Genomic DNA, 16,250 nt, shown 5'->3' on the forward strand with positions numbered 1-16,250 from the left:
CGACGATGACCATCGCGGTGCGGTACTTCGCGGCGGCGCGGGCCGCGGCGGGCGTGGAAGAGGAGAAGGTGCAGCTGCCGGCCGGGGCGTCGGTCGCCGACGCGGTGGCCGAGCTGCGCCGCCTGCACCCGACAGGCCTGCCGCGGCTGCTGGCGGCGGTCAGCTACCTGCTGGACGGCATCGCGGTCCGCGACCTGACCCGCCCGCTGCGCGACGGCGCCGAGCTGGACGTCCTCCCGCCCTTCGCCGGCGGCTGACCCGGCCGTTCCTCGCCACTGTTAAGGCCAGTGAAGCGCAAGGGTGTGGTCCATCCGGCGGAACCATGCCGACTTCACCGTCCCTGTAGAACGAGGACCGCTCGGGTACGGCGGCCGACCGCTCGGCGACGGGCAGTTCGGGCCCCGGCGTGGCGCGTCACCGATTTCGGGTGTTCGCGAGAAGCTGATCGCGACCGGCCACCACGCCTTCCGGTGACCTGTTTCACCTGGTCCGTCGCGCTGCGTCGGTGTCAGCGGGCCGGGCCTCCGGTCACCATCGATCCGACCGTGGCGGAAACCGCACGAACAGGTGGGACTGCTGTGACTCCTGGGGCAACTGGTGCAGGATTGTCAAGTCTGGCGCGATACCCGGGGCGCCCATAAGATGCCCGGTTCAATCGCGATCCGGGCGGCGCGAATGGGCCATTCGCCACGCAGAACACGTGATGCAAGCCTCACGATCTGTGTTTTATCTCGACTAGGAAACGGCCAGATAACGGCGCGCTGACCTGCACAAACAGGCATATCGACACGGGTTGCGTGTCGTTACTGTGACGTAGGTCACGCCCCGAATAATTTCCGATCACGGCGATCGTTACGTACCGTCGCTTTTCGGTTGGCCCCGACCAACCAGCACGACCGGGAATCCGTAGCGCCTAGCCCTGTCCGACGGATACCCGGACCCATACCCCGAGCGAAAGCATTTCCGGACAGGGACGAGGGGACGACGAAGACGCGCCGTGCGTCGGACTCGCCTGCCGGCCTGGGATGGCCGGCGCCAGGACCCCGATCCTGACCCTCACATCGGTTCGTAGGCGCTGGGAAACCGAGAAGCATCCAAATGTCTTACCGAGGCAAGCACCGCAAGATGTCCGCTGCCACCCGCACCGTCGCTCGCGTCGCCATCGCGGGCATTGCGGTCGGCGCTCCCCTCGCCATCGCCGCGACCCCCGCGTCGGCGACCAACTGGGACGCCATCGCGCAGTGCGAGAGCAGCGGCAACTGGAACACCAACACCGGCAACGGCTACTACGGCGGCCTGCAGTTCTCGCAGAGCACCTGGAAGGCCTACGGCGGCACCGGCAGTGCGGCGAACGCTTCCCGCGACCAGCAGATCGCCGTGGCCGAGCGCGTCCTGCAGGGCCAGGGCATCGGCGCGTGGCCGCTCTGTGGCAAGAAGGGCGGCGGCTCGTCGGCCCCCAAGGCCACCGGCAACACCACCAAGAAGGTGACCCCGAAGAAGAGCACGACCGCGACCGCCCCGAAGAAGGCGGCCCCGGCGGCTCCGGCGGCCCCCGTGGCGACCGGCGTGAGCAGCTCCAACCCGGCCGGTGACTACACCGTCGTGGCGGGCGACACCCTGTCCAAGATCGCCAAGCAGTTCAACGTCCAGGGTGGCTACCAGAAGCTGCAGGACCTGAACGCGAAGTACATCCCGAACGCGGACCTGATCCTCGTCGGGCAGAAGATCGCCACCAAGTGACGATCACGCAGTGATGCGCGAGTCCGGCCTCGAGCCGTGACCTGAAAGGGCTCCCACCGCCGATCCCCCGGGCGGTGGGAGCCCTTCACGCGTTTCGCGCCCAGTCGCGGCTCAGCTCGGCGACGGCGCCTCCGCGCGGGCATCCCATTGCGGCCCCCTCAGCGCGCCGATCCGCCGCCGTCATCTCGGCGGGGCGTCCGGGGCCGGGCAGCCGTCCCAGGCGCGCACAGCGCCCTCAGCGCGTGCGGATCCGCTCCGCCAGCTGCATCCGCTCACCCTTCCGCAGCACCTCGATCACCAGGCTCCAGCTGCTCCGGCGCGTACCCCGCCAACAAGGCCCGCCCGGCCCGCCGGCTGCGCCCCGCCAACCGCCTCGTGCGCCTCCTGACGTGCCTGGGACTGCGGCTCGGCATCCGTGCACGTCCTGACCGTCCCCGGCCGCGTGCCCATGTTCGTCCGGCTGGGCCTGGTCACCGGCGCCGATCCGGCCGAGTCCGCCGCGGCCGCCCACCGGGTCGCGGCGTTCGAGATCACGGCGAGTTGACCCACTCGTCCGTGCCGTCGGCGAAGTGCTGGTGCTTCCAGACCGGCAGCCGGGCCTTGACCTCGTCCACGAGCTCCGAGCACGCCGAGAACGCCTGCCCGCGGTGCTCCGCCGCCACGGCGCAGGCCAGGGCGACGTCGCCGATCGCCAGTGCCCCCAGCCGGTGGCTCACGGCCACCGCGCGGACGCCCGGCCAGCGCGCCGACAGGTCCGCGACGACGTCGGCGATCACCTGGCCCGCACTCGGGTGGCCCTCGTACGTCAGGTCGCGGACGCCCTTGCCGCCGTCGTGGTCGCGGACCACGCCCGCGAACGTCACCACCGCGCCCGCCGCGTCGTCCTCGACCAGGCGGGCGTGCTCCTCGACCGACAGCGGCTCCTCGGTCACCGAGGCCCGCGCGACACGCACCACAAACTTTTCGGGGGTCTGGGTGGCAACGCCCCCGGCCCGGAGCGAAGCTCCGGTTGTCACCGAGGGCGCGGCCGCGGCGGGCCGTGGGTGGTCGCCGCCGGCCAGCTGGTCGACGGCGTGCTCGAGGATGCCGTCCAGCACGCCCAAGCCGTCCTTTACGCCGCCGCTGGAGCCGGGGAGGTTCACGACCAGGGTCCGCCCGGCCACGCCCGCCACACCGCGCGAGAGCACCGCCGTCGGCACCTTCGGCAGGCCGGCCGCGCGGATCGCGTCCGCGACGCCCGGCAGCTCGTGGTCCAGGACCGCGCGGGTGACGTCCGGGGTGCGGTCGGTCGGCGAGATCCCGGTGCCGCCGGTGGTGAGCACCACGGCGACGCCGTCGGCCAGCGCCGCCCGCAGCGCGCCGCCCACCGGGTCGCCGTCCTCGACGACGACCGGCGACGGCACCTCGTAGCCGCGGTCCGCCAGCCAGGCGGCGATCACCGGGCCGGTCTTGTCCTCGTAGACGCCCTTCGCGGCGCGGTTGGACGCCACGATCACACGCGCGCTGTGCTTCACGGCCGCTCCCAGGTTCCGGTCTTGCCGCCGTCCTTGCGGAGCAGGCGGACCTCGTCCAGCGTCGCCGCCGGGTCGACGGCCTTGATCATGTCGTGCAGCGTCAGCCCGGCGACGGCCACCGCGGTCAGCGCCTCCATCTCGACGCCGGTGACGTCGGTGGTCTTCGCCGTCGCGCGGATGCCGACCTCGGCCTCGCCGAGGGTGAACTCGACCTTGACCCCGGACAGCGCGATCTGGTGGCACAGCGGGATCAGCTCGGGCACCCGCTTGGCGCCCATGATCCCGGCGATGCGCGCGGTGGCGAGGGCGTCGCCCTTGGGGAGGCCGTCGGTGGCCAGCAGCCGGAGCACCTCGGCGGTGGTCCGCACGGTCCCGGCGGCGAGCGCGGTGCGCGCGGTGGCGGTCTTGCCGGAGACGTCGACCATCCGGGCGGCGCCGGTGTCGTCGACGTGGCTGAGTTCACTCACCAGCCGAGGCTACTTCCACCATCGGGGGACAACGCCGCGGGCGCATGGCTCAGAACCACGAAATCTGATAATCTGATCCCGTGATGGAACTGACCGCATCGGAAGCTTCCCGGTCGTTCTCCGCCGTGCTCGACGAGGCGGAGAAGGGCGAAACGATCGTCGTCACCCGCAACGGGAGGCGCGTGGCGCTCATCGTGCCCGCGCCACTCGCGAACGGGGCCGCCGTCTGCGCGGTGTTCCACCGCTGGGCCGGAAAGCTCGACGTCGACGACCGGTTCGAGGAGAACGTGGCGAAGGTCCGCGAGACGGCGTCCGCCGAGCTGGACGGTGACCCGTGGCGCGACTGATCCTCGACACCGGCATCCTCATCGACGTCGCGCGGCAACGGCTGCCCGCGGGAGCGATCGGCGAGGAGGACGACGTCGCCGTGCCGGCCCTGGCGATCACCGAGTACGAGGTGGGCCTGCGCCTCGACCCGAACCCGGCCCGCCAGGCGGCGCACAGCGCATTCCTGGCGGAATTCCTGGCCGTCACGCCGGTGGTCGATTACACGACGAGTGTCGTCGAGCACCACGCCGAGCTCCTGACCCACCTGCAGCGGACCGGTCAGGCTCGCGGCGCGCACGACCTGATCATCGCGGCCACCGCCCGGGCCACCGGCCGCACGCTGGTGACCACGGACGGCCGGGCCCGGTTCGAGGACCTTCCTGACGTCGAGGTGAGGCTGCTGGCGCGAATCAGCTGAGGCTCAGCGCTCCGCGAGCACAGCCTTCCGAACAGCCTCGGCCACGGCGGGGGCGACAGCGCTGTCGAACACGCTCGGCACGATGAACGACGCGTTCAGCTTGCCGTTGTCCACGACGTCCGCGATCGCGTCGGCCGCGGCCAGGAGCATCGAGTCGTCGATGTTGTGCGCGTTCGCGTCCAGCAGGCCGCGGAACACGCCCGGGAACGCCAGGACGTTGTTGATCTGGTTCGGGTAGTCGCTGCGGCCCGTCGCCACGACCGCGGCGTGCTTCTGGGCCTCCATCGGGTCGACCTCCGGGTCCGGGTTGGCCAGGGCGAAGACCACCGCGTCGGACTTCATCGTCGCCACCTGCTCGGCACCGAACAGGTTGGGCGCCGAGACGCCGATGAACACGTCGGCGCCCACGAGCGCCTCGTGCAGGGTGCCGCTGACCTGCTCCTTGTTCGTGTGCGACGCGATCCAGGTCAGGTTGTCGTCAAGGTTGCCGCGCGCCGAATGCACGATGCCGTCGATGTCCGCCGCGACGATGTCGCCCGGGTTCTTCTGCAGCAGCAGACGGATGATCGCCGAGCCGGCCGCGCCGACGCCGCTGATCACGATCTTGCAGTCCTCGATGCTCTTGCCCACCACGCGCAGGGCGTTGCGCAGCGCCGCGACGACCACGATCGCGGTGCCGTGCTGGTCGTCGTGGAACACCGGGATGTCCAGGTGCTCGCGCAGGCGCTTCTCGATCTCGAAGCAGCGCGGCGCGGCGATGTCCTCGAGGTTGATGCCCGCGTACACCGGGGCCAGCGCCTTGGCGATCATGATGATCTCTTCGGTGTCCTGGGTGTCCAGGCAGACCGGCCACGCGTCGACGTCGGCGAACTTCTTGAACAGGGCCGCCTTGCCCTCCATCACCGGCAGCGCGGCGGCCGGGCCGATGTTGCCGAGGCCGAGCACCGCGGAGCCGTCGGTGAGCACCGCGACCGTGTTGCGCTTGATGGTCAGCCGGCGCGCGTCCTCGGGGTTCGCGGCGATCGCCTGGCAGACACGGGCGACACCCGGGGTGTAGGCGCGGGAGAGGTCGTCACGGTTGCGGAGCGCGACCTTCGGCGTGACCTCGATCTTGCCGCCGAGGTGGATCAGGAACGTCCGGTCGGAGACCTTGCGGACCTTGACGCCGGGCAGCGAGTCGAGCGTCTGGGTGATGTCGTTCGCGTGGTTCTCCGACAGCGCGTTGGCGCTGATGTCGACCACGATCGAGTCGGAGTGGGACTCGACGACGTCGAACGCGGTCAGCACGCCCCCGACCCGCCCGACGGCGGCGGTCAGGTCGCCGGCCGCCGTGACCGAGGACGGGGCCTCCACCCGGACGGTGATCGAATATCCGGGACCGGGAACCGGCATGGCACTACCCCCGTGGTGGGAAACGTGGCTGGGACGGGAGGAAACCTACTCCCGTGACCGCCCTCACGAGGGGTCGATACCGGTACTGACCAGTAACTTTACGGCCGGCGGTTGATCTCGGTCTCGGGGTGCACGTAGGGCACGGTGTCGAGGGGGAAGGTGAGGTCGCCGAACGGCGACAGGGCGCCCTGTCGGTCGGCCGCGAGCTCGGTCACGGGGTGCTCGCCGGCCTCGCCCGGCCAGGTCGGGTCGATGCCCTTGTGCTTCTTCTCACCCTTGGCCACAGCGTCCTCCACAAGCCTCTTCCGGTCTTGGGGGACAGTCTGCCTCAGCCCGCGCGACCCGGCGCAACCGCCCGGTACCCTGGTCTTCTATGCCCGCGACCTCTTTGGCGGACTGGTTGCGCGCGGAGCCCGACGACGCACTCGCAGAGCTGCTCCGCACGCGGCGCGACCTGTCCACGCCGCCGCCCTCCGACAGCACGGTGCTGGCCACCCGGGCCGGCACACCGGGCTCGGTCGCGCGCGCCTGCGAGGACCTCGACACCTTCACCCTGGCCGTGCTCGAAGCGTGCCTGCTCGCCGGCGCGGACCGCGATCCGGTGCCGGTCGAAGACATCGCGAAGCTCGTCGGCGCCGACGTTGCCGCGCCGCTGGCCCGCCTGCGCGCGCGGGCGCTGATCTGGGGCTCGGACGACGCCCTCCGCGTGCCGCCCTCGGCCCGGGAGGCGCTCGGACCGTTCCCGGCCGGGCTGGGTACCCCTTCGCCGACGCTGGCCGATGCGGACCTCGAGGCGCGCGTCGCCGAGCTGTCCGATGACGAACGCGCCGTGCTGACCGCCCTCGCCGCCGGCCCGCCGATCGGCCGGACCCGCGACGCCGGGCTGGACCTCTCGCTCGGGAAGGCCGAGACGCCGGTGCAGAAGCTGCTCGCCCGCGGCCTGCTGCTGCGGCGCGACGACCAGACCGTCGAGCTGCCGCGCGAGCTCGGCATCGCGGTGCGCGGCGGGGCGTTCGCGCCGGGCACGCTCACCGAGCCCGAGCTGCCGCTCCACCCGCACCAGCCGGCCATTTTGGACGAGGCGGCGGCCGGCGAGGCGATGGAGTTCCTGCGCCACACCGAAGCCCTGCTGCGCGCGTGGTCGGCGGCGCCGCCGCCGGTGCTCAAGTCCGGCGGCCTCGGCGTGCGGGAGCTGAAGAAGCTCGCCAAGGACCTGGAGATCGACGACACCCAGGCGATCCTGCTGGCCGAGCTGGCCGTGGGCGCCGGGCTCGTCGCGGACAGCGAAGCGACCGTGCCCGAGTGGGTCCCGACGACGCTGACCGACTCGTGGCTCGCGTCGCCGACCGCACAACGGTGGATGACGCTCGCCCAGGCGTGGCTGGAGCTGCCGCGCCTGCCGGGGATGGCCGGTGGCCGCGACGCCAAGGACAAGCCGATCGCGCCCCTGTCGGAGGACCTGCGCCGCCCGCTGGCACCGGTCGCGCGGCGGCGGATCCTCGCCGCGCTGGCCGACCTGCCCCGCGGCTCCGGCGTGAAGAGCGTCGACGAGCTCGTCGCGGTGCTGGCCTGGCGGGCCCCGCGCCGGGGCGGGCGGCTGCGGGACGAGACGGTCCGCTGGACGATGGCCGAAGCGAGCGCGCTGGGGATCGTCGGGCTCGGCGGCGTCACGACGGCGACGCGGGCCCTGCTCGCCGACGACCGGCCGGGCGCGGTCGAGGCGATCATGGACGCGCTGCCCGCGCCGGTGGACCGCGTGCTGCTGCAGGCCGACCTGACGGTCGTCGCGCCCGGGCCGCTGGAGCCGGAGCTGGCGGCCGAGATGGCCGCGGTCGCCGACGTCGAATCGGCGGGGCACGCGACGGTCTACCGGATCACCGAGACGTCGGTGCGGCGTGCGCTGGACACCGGCCGCACGGCCGGCGAGCTGCACGCGCTGTTCAAGACGAAGTCGGCGACCCCGGTCCCGCAGGGGCTGAGCTACCTGATCGACGACGTCGCCCGGCGGCACGGACGGCTGCGCGGCGGTGTCGCGGCGGCGTTCCTGCGGTGCGACGACGAGGCGCTGCTGGCGGAGGTGCTGGCCCACCCGGTCGCGGCGGAACACGCGCTGCGGCTGATCGCGCCGACGGTCGTGATCAGCCCGGACCCGCTGCACGAGGTCCTGGCCGGCCTGCGCGGCGCCGGCTTCGCCCCGGCGGCGGAGGGCCCGGACGGCCGGGTGGTCGACATCCGGCCCAGTGGCCGCCGCCTGCCGGCGAAGGCGCGGGCGGCCCGCCGCAGCCCGGGCGAGCAGGCGGTGCTGACGGACGACCAGGCCGCCCGCATCGTCTCCAACCTCCGGGCCGGCGACGCGGCTTCGGCCCGCCGCCGGGGTTCCTCGGTGCGGGCACCGGTCGGCGGCGGCGCGGACACGTCGGCGACGCTGGAACTTCTGTCCCGGGCGACGCTGGAGCGCCGCGAGGTGTGGATCGGGTTCGTCGACTCCCGGGGGACGGCCAGCCAGCGCGTGGTCCGGCCCGTGCGCGTCGGCGGCGGGGTCCTCGAAGGCGAGAACAACGAGCGCTACTCGCTGCACCGGATCACGTCCGCGGCGCTGGTCGAGGACTGACGCCGTCGCGGGCCTCGGCTACAGCGCCCGCAGACCGGCCAGGACGCGTTCCATGAACTCGCGGGACGACCGGTCGCCGAGGATCAGCTCGGTCTGGTGGATCAGCACCAGGCCGATGTCGGCCATGTCGCCGACCAGCACCTTCACCACGCCCAGGGGCAGCCGCAGGTGCGCGGCGATCTCGGCGACGGACCGGGTGTCCAGGCACAGGTCGCAGATCCGGCGGTGCTCGACCGAACGGACCCCGCGGTAGCGGCGCCCGTCGTCGGACGTCGAGACCAGCGCCTCCAGCGCCAGGTTGTGGTCGGACCGGGTGCGCCCGCCCGTGCGGGTGTACGGGCGGACCCGCGACCCCGGCGAAGCGACGGGCACCGGGCTCGTCACGCGGGCCGGCTCGTTCCAGGCCGGGTCCTCCCACGGTTCCGGGTTCGGGATCCAGCGGGTCTCCGGGTCCGGCGGAGGCGTCCAGTCGGGGGGCGGCGGGGCCCACGCGGGCGGGGGTGCCGCCTGCCGCGAAACCGGGGCCGGCGGGGACATCGGGTGCGGCCGCGACACCGGGGCGGGCGGCCGCGGCGCCGGGGGCCGGGGAGCGAGCGGCCGCTGGGCGGGCGGGTGGTGTGCGGGCGGGTGGGGCGCGGGCGGCCGAGCCGGAGCGGGCAAGCGCGCTCCCCGTGGCGGGGTCCACGCGGGCTCCAGCGGCGGAGGTTCCGGCTCGAACCGGTCGCCGTCCTGCCACTCCGGATCGACGGGGTCGTACCCGTCCTCGTCCACCACCGGCGAGTGGGTGCTCTGGTAGCCGAAGGGGTCCGGGCGGGCGTTGTCGTCGCCGAACTCCGGCGCACGACGGGCCGGGGACTCCGTACGCACGTAGTCATCACTGCCGAACTCCGGCCCACGACGACCCGGGGACTCCGGACGGACGTAACCATCGTCCCCGAACTCCGGCCCACGACGACCCGGCGACTCCGGACGCGCATAACCATCGTCGCCGAACTCCGGCGAGCGCCTGCCGCGGCGGCCTGTCGGCTCACGGCGATCGTCGTCGCCGGCGGCGTACTCCGGTGAGCGCCGGCCGGGGAGGACTCCGGGTTCCGGGCGGGCGTACTCGTCGGCCGCGTGCTCCCGCGAAGGCGAGCGCCTGCTCCGACGTCCCGTGGGCGCACGGTCGTCGTCGCCTGGTTCCGGGGTGGCCTCCGGAGCGGCGTAGTCGTCGTCATCGTCGGCCGAGGAGCCCCACTCGCGGGTGTCCTCGTCGGTGTAGCCCTGCGGGTCCGGCTGCGGCCTCGCCGGCTTGCGCTTGGGCATGATCGTCGACAGCGTCGACATGTCGAACTTGCTGGGCGAATCGAAACCCTCGCGCTCGGTGCCGCGGTGCAGTGCGTCCCAGCCGCTGGAGTCCGGATCGTCGAATCCCGAAATCCTCATCTCGCCCTACCCACGCACGCCGCCCTGGAGCTGGGCGCGCAGCTCGGGGGTGATCTGCTGGCCGACCCGTTCCACGAGCAGGGTCATCTCGTAGGCGACCGTGCCGATGTCGCACGTCGGTGCGGCCAGCACGGCCAGCGACGAACCGTCCGAAACGGACATCAGAAACAAGTAGCCGCGCTCCATCTCCACCACGGTCTGGTTGACACCGCCCGCTTCGAAGCAGCGCGCGGCTCCCGCCGTCAAGCTGATCAGCCCGGACGCGACCGCCGACAGCTGCTCGGCACGTTCCTGGGGCAGCCCCTCCGACGGCGCCAGCAGCAGCCCGTCCGCGGACACCAGAACGGCGTGCGCGGCGCCGGGCACCCGGCGGACGAAGTCCGTGATGAGCCAGCCGAACGTGCCCTGGCCGGAAGCCGTCACTACTGCTCCTCCTTGCTCGTGCGGCGTCGCCCGCCGCACCCCGGAGCGCCCGGCACGGCCGGTCGGCGACGCCACGGTAAAGCGTATTCGCACCGCCGGTGGTGTCGAGCCCGCCACCGGCAGGCCGCTGCGCACCCTACGTGTGCTCCCGGCCGAGTTCCGCGGCAGCCCGGTCCGCCTCCCCCGACCGGGGGACGCCCCACGCCACCGCCCACGGCTCGCACCCGTGAGATGTCGGCGCAGGTCAGCCCGGGTGCCGGGGGCATGCGCACCCGGCACCGGGTCCGGTGCCACCGGCCCGCTCCGGCCGGCAACTCCTCCGGACGGTGACAGCACTCCCCGAAGTGGGTGAAGCACGCGGAGTTCACTCCAACGGCCGCATCCGGATCGGGGCGTCATGGGCTATCCGGCGCGCAACGCCGAATCGTGTGCGATCGCGTGCTGGACGACCGAGATCAGCACCTGCTTCGCGGACTCGCGTTCCCGCGCGTCGCACGCCATGATCGGAACCGACGGCGCGATGGTGAGCGCGTGCCGGACGTCCTCGATCTGGTGGTGCAGCAGCCGGTCGAAGCAGTTGATCGCCACGACGTAGGGCAGCTTCCGGTTCTCGAAGAAGTCGATCGACGGGAACGCGTCGGCCAGCCGCCGCGTGTCGACCAGTACGACCGCGCCGATGGCGCCGACCGCGAGGTCGTCCCACATGAACCAGAACCGGTGCTGACCCGGGGTCCCGAACACGTACAGCACCAGGTCCGAGTCCAGGGAGATACGCCCGAAGTCCATCGCCACGGTAGTGGTGGTCTTGTTGGGCGTGGCCGAGGTGTCGTCGTGCCCGACGCTCGCCTCGGTCATCATGGCCTCGGTGGTCAGCGGGTCGATCTCGGAGATCGCTCCGACCATGGTTGTCTTCCCCGACCCGAACCCGCCGGCGACCACGATCTTGGCCGACGAGGTCGGACCCGTCACCTGCGGCGCGTTCGCGTCGGAGTCAAATTCTCCGAAGCCCACTGAGCACCCTTTCCATGAACTCGATACTCGGACGGTCGCCCACGGTCGGGCTGCTGGAGTGCACCAGCACCAGCCCGAGGCCCGCCACGTCACCAATCAACACCCGCACCACGCCGAGCGGCAGACGCAACAGCGCCGCCACTTCGGCCACCGACCTGGTGTCGAGACACAGGTCGCAGATCGACCGGTGCTCGGGCACCCGGACCCGGTCGAGCATCCGGCCCTGTTCGCTGGTCGAGATCAACGCCTCGATGGCCAGGTCGAGCGTCGCCTTCGTCCGGCCCCGGGTCCGGAAGTACGGCCGGACCAGGCCGGAAGTCTCCATCTCCGTCGCCGGTGGCTCGTCGACGTACTCCTGGTGGGCCTGCCGCGGCAGCGCCGCGGCCAGCTCCCCGGAGTCCGGCCCCGAGCCGAAGTCGCGCTCGGTGCTGTACGCGGCGAACTCGTGCGCGTCGTACAGCGGCCCGCTCGAGCCGCCGAACAGCTCCGCGCCCGGACCGCCGAGGAGGCGGTCGCGGTACTCGGTGCCGCCGGCGATCGGCCGGAGCGGTTCCTGTCCGGCATTGCTGTCGGTCAGCCAGTTCGGCGGCTCCCGCACGGGGTCGCTGTCGGAGGCTTGCACCCGCCGCGCGCGCCACTCGCGGTCGACGCGTTCCCGGAACGACTGCCAGTCCTCCCGGCCGTCGTCCGGTTGGTCGGACCACCCGCCGGAGAAGTCGTCACCGAGCCGGCCATCACCCCTCAAGCGCCCGTCGTCCACGGCTCTCTCCTCGGTTCCCAGGTCCTCAGCGGCGGACGGCCGAACCCTGCAGTTGGGCTCGCATCTCCGGAGTCAGCTGCTGGCCGACCCGCTCCACCAGCAGGGTCATCTCGTAGACGACCAAGCCGATGTCACTCTCCGGCGACCCCAGAACCGCCAGGCACGAACCGTCGGAAACCGACATGAGGAAGAGGAACCCGTTGGCCATTTCGACCACGGTCTGCGCCACCGTGCCGCCCTCGAACACCTTGGCCGCGCCGCGTGCGAGGCTGGTCAGCCCCGACGCCACCGCGGCCAGCTGGTCCGCCCGGTCCTTCGGCAGGCCCCGTGAGGCCGCCAGGAGCAGGCCGTCGGCCGACACCACGACCGCGTGGGCCGCGCCGGGCACCCGGTGCACGAAATCCGTGATCAGCCAAGCGAAGCTGCCGGAATTGTTCGCCTTGGCATGCGCTTGGCCGTTCGGCTGCGCGGAGCCACCCGGCTGCATTGCACCCGCCCGTGTCACTTTCACTCCTCACTGCTGTCTGTGGTGTTGCCACGCCCCGGAACCCTGCTGCCTTCCAGCTGTTCTTCGGCCGGGAGTTCCTTCAAGGCGTGCCGTCCCGAGGTGTAGCCACGTTGGAAGCTTGCCATCCGGCTCCGCGCCGCGGACGCCGAGCGGGTGATCGCACCCGTTCCGGGCATACCGGCTCCTGCGTCCGCGAAGCTGTTCTGTGCCGGTGCCTCGGACGTCGAGCTCGGGCTGTTGATCGATCCCGGCACCAGGTAGGCGTTCGGGATGCGCTTGGGCAGCCCGGCCGTGGTGATCTCCTCGTTCTTGGACTCCAGCAGCGACTGCGCCGCCTGCCAGCCGTCGTCGGAGGCACTGTGCCAGCCGTCGTCGGCGGGGAGGAGCGGGTGCCGCGTAGCCGCGGTCGGCTGGAGCTCGTCCCGGGACGGCTCGGCCGGCGCGGGGGGCATGGGCGCAGCCGGCGGCCGCTCGTCGATCGGGGTGAGCGGCGGCAGGTTGGGGTCTTCACCCGCGCTCTGCGCCGGCACCGGGTCGGCGGTCGATTCGTCACCCTCACTGAACCAGCGTGACAGCACCGACTGGTAGATCGGCAACCGCCGGGTGGGTACATCGTCCTCGAGCGCCGACGAGCCCATCTCGTTGACGGGCGGTGGCGGCGGGGGCGGCTCCTCCGGCGGCACGAACTTCGGCTCGCGCTTGGGCAGCACCAGCGGCGCGAACTGCGTGTCGGCGGCCCGCGAGCTGGCCCCGTCGCCGTTCGACGACGGCGCGAGCGGCGCCAGGTCCTCGGCGGTCGGCCAGGCCGGCGTCTCGGGCTTCGGCAGCTCCGGCGACAGGAACGGGCCCGCCGCACGGCCGCCGCTGACCAGGTCGTCCAAGCTGATCGGCTGGTCGAGCGGCACCAGGCCGCCCTGGTTCGCCACGGGTTCGTGCACCGGCGGCGGGGGTGGCGGCGGTGGCGTCTGCGCGAACGACTGCGTCTGGTCGAAGTCCGAACGCGCGGCCGGGATCGGGATGCTGGGCATCGACATCGACGTCTCGGAGCGGTTCGCCGGCGGCGGCGACTGCCGCTGCATCCCCGGGCGGAGCTGGGTCAGCAGCTCGGCCGGGACGACGACCCGGGCGATCACGCCACCCTCGATGTCCTCGTTCTCGCGCAGCCGGACCTCGATGCCGTGGCGCTTGGCCAGCCGCGAGACCACGTACAGACCCATTCGCCGGGTCACCGAAACGTCCAGGTCGGGCGGGTCGGCCAGGCGCGCGTTGACCTCGGCCAGCCGCTCCTCGCTCATCCCGACACCGTGGTCGGTGACCTGGATGGCCAGCGCCTTGCGGCGGGTCACCACGGCCCGCACGATGACCTTCGTCTCCGGCTCGGAGAAGTAGGTCGCGTTGTCGAGCAGCTCCGCGAGGACGTGCACGAGGTCGTGGATCGCCAGGCCCTGGACCGCGACGTCGGGCACGATGCCGACCTCGATCCGGGCGTACTGCTCGATCTCGGACACCGCGGCGCCGATGACGTCGGCGGCGGGCACCGGCTTGGGCACCGACTTGGCCAGGCCGGCGCCGGAGAGCACCAGCAGGGACTCACCGTTGCGCCGCAGCCGCGTCGCGAGGTGGTCGAGCTCGAACAGGCTGGCCAAGTGGTCCGGGTCCTGCTCGTCGGCCTCGAGCCGGTCGATGACGCCGAGCTGGCGTTCCACCAGCCGCTGCGACCGGCGGGACAGGTTCACGAAGATGCCGTTGACGTTCTCGCGCAGGAGGGCCTGCTCGGCGGCCATCTTGACGGCCTGTTCGTGGACGATGTCGAACGACCGCGCGACCTCGCCGATCTCGTCGCGGGAAGTGACGGGCACCGGCTGGACGGCCTTCTTGGAGGCGCCGACCGGGTCCGGGTCGTCGAGGATCGCCTGCACGGTTTCCGGCAGCCGGGTGTAGGCGATGTCCAGCGCGCTCTTCCGCAGCACCCGCAGCGGGCGCAGCATCAGGCGGGCGACGACGAGCATCAGGGCGACCGCGAGCGCCAGCGCGGCGAGCACCACGGCACCGCCGACCCACGCGGAGTTGACCGCCGCGGTGGCGAGGTCGTCGGCGCGGGTCTTGAGCTGGGCCAGCAGGTTCGACTCGACCGCGTGCAGCTTGTCGGCCGACACGGTGCTGTCCTTGCCGAGCGCGGTGGTGTCGATGTTCGGCGGGTCGCCCAGCTGGGCGAAGGAGAACGCCGAGGTCTGGATCCGGCGGCGGTCGTCGACCTCCGGGCCGGAGTAGGTGTCGTTGTAGAGCTGGCGCTGGTCGTCGTCGGCGTTCGCGAGGAAGGACGCGATCGAGGCGTCCGCGCTGGAGGCCGACGCACGCGTCTGGTCCAGCAGGTCGCCGGGGAAGTTGCCGCGGAACGCGGCGATCTGCAGCTCGGCGTCGGAGCGGGTGGTGAACTCCTTGGCCTCGCTGATCGCCTGCGTGCTCGTGCCGAGGCGCAGCACGTCCCGGTCGGTGACCGCGGTGGTCACCTCGCGGCCGAGCTCGATGAGCGAGTCGACGATGCCCGAGTAGGCGGTCAGCACCGTGATGTCCGGCAGGCCGCTCGCGGTGTTGAACGCCGCCCGCAGCGGGCGCAGGGCGTCGAGGCGCTGGAGACCGCGGGTGTAGCGGTCCTTGGTCGCCTGGTCGTCGTAGTCGAGGGTGTTCGCCGCGCCGCGCAGGTCCTGGACCTCGCGGTCGACCTTGGCGATCTGCGCGTCGAGCCCGGTCTGCAGCAGCTGGTTCTGCGAGGAGATCCGGGCGACGGCCAGCGAGCGCTCGTTCTGCAGCTCGTGCACCACTGTGGTGACCTTGACGGCGAACGCGACCTGGTCGGCGGTGCGCTGGAACTCGGCCGCCTCGCGGGCGTCGTCGATCACGCGTACCGCGCCCAGTGCGAGCGCCGTCAGGGTCGGGATGATCAGGACCGCGGCCAGCTTGGACCGCAGCCGCCAGTCACGCATGCCGGAGAACAGCCCGGCCTTCCGGCCCGGATCTGCTCCGGGCGACTGCGCGGGGGCCCCTCCCACCCCCGCGGCGTCTTCGTTCGGCACCGCCGCTCCACCATGATCGTTCGTGCTCGGGAAACCCTGGTCGGTCCAGCGCCCGCCAGGGCGCATCGCGTTCTCCTCAGCCACTCGTCTGCACGCTCCCGGCGTTCCAGCGCTCCGGCCCATCGGAAGGAGCCCAGCGCAAGACGCTACCCGTACGGGTGAAAAGATCGTCTCCAGTGTCGGTACTGGGGGTTCCTGAACCCCGTCCAGCCGGACGGAATCGGTTCAGCTCGAGCATCACGGTCGGGTCCCTGCGCTGGTCCTGCATCGGTCTGTTGATCGGCCTAACCCACCGGCGCGGCGGTTGTGCCCGGCCAGGCAGTGGTCGTTGCGGGGAAGATTCTCTCAGGAAAAGCACAGTGTGTGCTGGTACACCGAAGTCGAACTTCTTGATCGGCCATCCAGGCACTCTCTCTCACTACATCGGAGGTTGATACCTCCCCGCAGGTGCAGAGGGTAGCGAACGGCAGGGGAAGATGTAACCCTCCCGACAGGACCCGCTCAATCTTGCACAGCGTTCGCTCAGTCGACGCACAGCAGCCATCGTCGATTCGAGAACCTCACCCTACGCTGGGTGAAC

General features: G+C 72.0%; 16 protein-coding genes. 6 read left to right on the top strand and 10 right to left on the bottom strand.

What is annotated here, in order from left to right; translation table 11 throughout:
* Positions 1-5 precede the first annotated feature (5 nt).
* From ACLJQF_RS30610 to ACLJQF_RS30620, 3 genes are all read left to right on the top strand, one after another.
* Positions 6-257 (top strand): MoaD/ThiS family protein, encoded by a 252-nt coding sequence (locus ACLJQF_RS30610; protein ID WP_410613799.1) that lies wholly within the window; start codon positions 6-8, stop codon positions 255-257.
* 841 nt (positions 258-1,098) lie between these two features.
* Positions 1,099-1,740 carry a transglycosylase family protein gene (locus tag ACLJQF_RS30615; protein ID WP_410613800.1) on the top strand — a complete coding sequence of 214 codons (642 nt, stop codon included), beginning with the start codon at positions 1,099-1,101 and terminating at the stop codon, positions 1,738-1,740.
* Positions 1,741-2,155: 415 nt separating this feature from the next.
* Positions 2,156-2,284 (top strand): hypothetical protein, encoded by a 129-nt coding sequence (locus tag ACLJQF_RS30620; RefSeq protein ID WP_410613801.1) that lies wholly within the window; start codon positions 2,156-2,158, stop codon positions 2,282-2,284.
* Here ACLJQF_RS30620 and ACLJQF_RS30625 read toward each other — a convergent pair.
* Both ACLJQF_RS30625 and moaC read right to left on the bottom strand, forming a co-directional pair.
* Positions 2,271-3,254 carry a molybdenum cofactor biosynthesis protein MoaE gene (locus ACLJQF_RS30625; protein WP_410613802.1) on the bottom strand — a complete coding sequence of 328 codons (984 nt, stop codon included), beginning with the start codon at positions 3,252-3,254 and terminating at the stop codon, positions 2,271-2,273. The two genes, ACLJQF_RS30620 and ACLJQF_RS30625, sit on opposite strands and share 14 nt — an antisense overlap.
* A complete protein-coding gene (gene moaC, locus ACLJQF_RS30630) occupies positions 3,251-3,721 on the bottom strand; it encodes a cyclic pyranopterin monophosphate synthase MoaC (protein WP_410613803.1) in 471 nt (156 codons plus the stop codon). Before moaC ends, ACLJQF_RS30625 begins: the two co-directional genes overlap by 4 nt.
* Positions 3,722-3,804: 83 nt before the next feature.
* Between moaC and ACLJQF_RS30635 the strand changes: the two genes are divergently transcribed.
* Positions 3,805-4,068: a type II toxin-antitoxin system Phd/YefM family antitoxin gene (locus ACLJQF_RS30635; protein ID WP_410613927.1), complete on the top strand. Its 264-nt coding sequence runs from the start codon at positions 3,805-3,807 to the stop codon at positions 4,066-4,068.
* A complete protein-coding gene (locus tag ACLJQF_RS30640) occupies positions 4,056-4,466 on the top strand; it encodes a type II toxin-antitoxin system VapC family toxin (protein WP_410613804.1) in 411 nt (136 codons plus the stop codon). Before ACLJQF_RS30635 ends, ACLJQF_RS30640 begins: the two co-directional genes overlap by 13 nt.
* A 3-nt stretch (positions 4,467-4,469) precedes the next feature.
* Here ACLJQF_RS30640 and ACLJQF_RS30645 read toward each other — a convergent pair whose 3' ends face one another.
* Together ACLJQF_RS30645 and ACLJQF_RS30650 are read right to left on the bottom strand one after the other, a co-directional pair.
* Positions 4,470-5,858 (bottom strand): NAD-dependent malic enzyme, encoded by a 1,389-nt coding sequence (locus ACLJQF_RS30645; protein ID WP_410613805.1) that lies wholly within the window; start codon positions 5,856-5,858, stop codon positions 4,470-4,472.
* 98 nt (positions 5,859-5,956) lie between these two features.
* Positions 5,957-6,142: a hypothetical protein gene (locus ACLJQF_RS30650; protein WP_410613806.1), complete on the bottom strand. Its 186-nt coding sequence runs from the start codon at positions 6,140-6,142 to the stop codon at positions 5,957-5,959.
* Positions 6,143-6,231: 89 nt separating this feature from the next.
* On the opposite strand from ACLJQF_RS30650, the gene ACLJQF_RS30655 reads away from it, so the two are divergent.
* A complete protein-coding gene (locus ACLJQF_RS30655; protein WP_410613807.1) occupies positions 6,232-8,469 on the top strand; it encodes a helicase-associated domain-containing protein in 2,238 nt (745 codons plus the stop codon).
* A gap of 18 nt (positions 8,470-8,487) precedes the next feature.
* Here ACLJQF_RS30655 and ACLJQF_RS30660 read toward each other — a convergent pair whose 3' ends face one another.
* The 6 genes from ACLJQF_RS30660 to ACLJQF_RS30685 all read right to left on the bottom strand — a co-directional run bounded on the left by ACLJQF_RS30660 (position 8,488) and on the right by ACLJQF_RS30685 (position 15,736).
* Complete coding sequence (locus ACLJQF_RS30660) at positions 8,488-9,165, bottom strand: DUF742 domain-containing protein (protein ID WP_410613928.1); 678 nt, start codon at positions 9,163-9,165, stop codon at positions 8,488-8,490.
* A gap of 735 nt (positions 9,166-9,900) precedes the next feature.
* Positions 9,901-10,317 (bottom strand): roadblock/LC7 domain-containing protein, encoded by a 417-nt coding sequence (locus ACLJQF_RS30665; protein WP_003085368.1) that lies wholly within the window; start codon positions 10,315-10,317, stop codon positions 9,901-9,903.
* Between the two features lie 402 nt (positions 10,318-10,719).
* Positions 10,720-11,328, bottom strand: coding sequence for a GTP-binding protein (locus ACLJQF_RS30670; protein ID WP_285986767.1), 609 nt, complete (start codon positions 11,326-11,328; stop codon positions 10,720-10,722).
* Positions 11,309-12,088: a DUF742 domain-containing protein gene (locus ACLJQF_RS30675; RefSeq protein ID WP_410613808.1), complete on the bottom strand. Its 780-nt coding sequence runs from the start codon at positions 12,086-12,088 to the stop codon at positions 11,309-11,311. Before ACLJQF_RS30675 ends, ACLJQF_RS30670 begins: the two co-directional genes overlap by 20 nt.
* A gap of 25 nt (positions 12,089-12,113) precedes the next feature.
* Positions 12,114-12,575, bottom strand: a complete 462-nt coding sequence (locus ACLJQF_RS30680) for a roadblock/LC7 domain-containing protein (RefSeq protein ID WP_020641706.1) — start codon at positions 12,573-12,575, stop codon at positions 12,114-12,116.
* 20 nt (positions 12,576-12,595) lie between these two features.
* Positions 12,596-15,736 (bottom strand): nitrate- and nitrite sensing domain-containing protein, encoded by a 3,141-nt coding sequence (locus ACLJQF_RS30685; RefSeq protein ID WP_410613809.1) that lies wholly within the window; start codon positions 15,734-15,736, stop codon positions 12,596-12,598.
* Positions 15,737-16,250 lie beyond the last annotated feature (514 nt).

It is taken from the genome of Amycolatopsis sp. lyj-109 (assembly GCF_046548995.1).
Taxonomy (GTDB): Bacteria; Actinomycetota; Actinomycetes; order Mycobacteriales; family Pseudonocardiaceae; genus Amycolatopsis.